Source organism: Vibrio sp. 10N.222.52.B12, from assembly GCF_002875385.1.
In the GTDB taxonomy this organism is placed as follows: domain Bacteria; phylum Pseudomonadota; class Gammaproteobacteria; order Enterobacterales; family Vibrionaceae; genus Vibrio; species Vibrio jasicida.
The window spans coordinates 1-786 of record NZ_MDAW01000009.1 but is presented as its reverse complement, the minus strand read 5'-3'; the positions used below and the strand labels follow the sequence as shown (position 1 = coordinate 786).

Genomic DNA, 786 nt, shown 5'->3' with positions numbered 1-786 from the left:
GGTCATGACTCAAATAGGTTGATGTGTGTTAATATAGAGACCTGATTCCTGAAATTTTTTCATTCATGGCCACTATTCAAGTTCAATGTCGTTTCTGCCATAAAACCGAGCCCGTCCGTAAACATGGAAAGGGACATTCTGGTTTTCCTCGTTTCAGATGTATCGAGTGCCGAAAGAGCTTTCAACTCGATTACGTCTACGAAGCCCGCAAGCCAAATGTAAAAGAAAAAATTGTCGATATGGCAATGAATAGCTCTGGCGTTAGGGAAACAGCACGAGTGTTGAATGTGGCGTACAACACGGTATTGAGCACTTTAAAAAACTCTCGCCAAAACAAGTGACCTCAATACCTTTCGATAGAGCAAACATAACACTGATTTGTGAAGTCGATGAGCAATGGTCGTTCGTAGGTAATAAGAAAAATCGTCGATGGCTTTGGTATGCATGGGAGCCACGTTATAAACGCATCATTGCTCATGCATTTGGTAAACGTAATACGGATGCATTACGAGCGCTACTTGCTTTGCTAAAGCCATTCGATATCAGTTTCTTTTTCACCGATGACTTCAGTGTCTACACGAAAGAGCTACCAAGAGAGAAGCATGTAGTAGGTAAAAGGTTCACGCAGCGAATTGAGCGAACCAATCTGACATTACGCTCAAGATTGAAACGCCTTGTTCGTAAAACGATTGGCTTTTCAAAATCAGAAGAGATGCATGACAAAGTGATAGGGACGTTTATTGAACGGGAATTCTACTGGTAATTCAACCGATTTGAGTCACGACC

Annotated in this window: 1 protein-coding gene; it reads left to right on the top strand. The window is 41.9% G+C overall.

Annotated elements, in window-relative coordinates:
• Positions 1 to 65 precede the first annotated feature (65 nt).
• Positions 66 to 763, top strand: a protein-coding gene (locus BCT11_RS00605) for an IS1 family transposase (protein WP_198593890.1) whose coding sequence is annotated in 2 segments (ribosomal slippage) — positions 66 to 315 and positions 315 to 763 — 699 coding nt in all. Because the reading frame shifts where the segments join, the coding sequence is not laid out codon by codon here.
• The last annotated feature ends 23 nt before the right edge of the window (positions 764 to 786 follow it).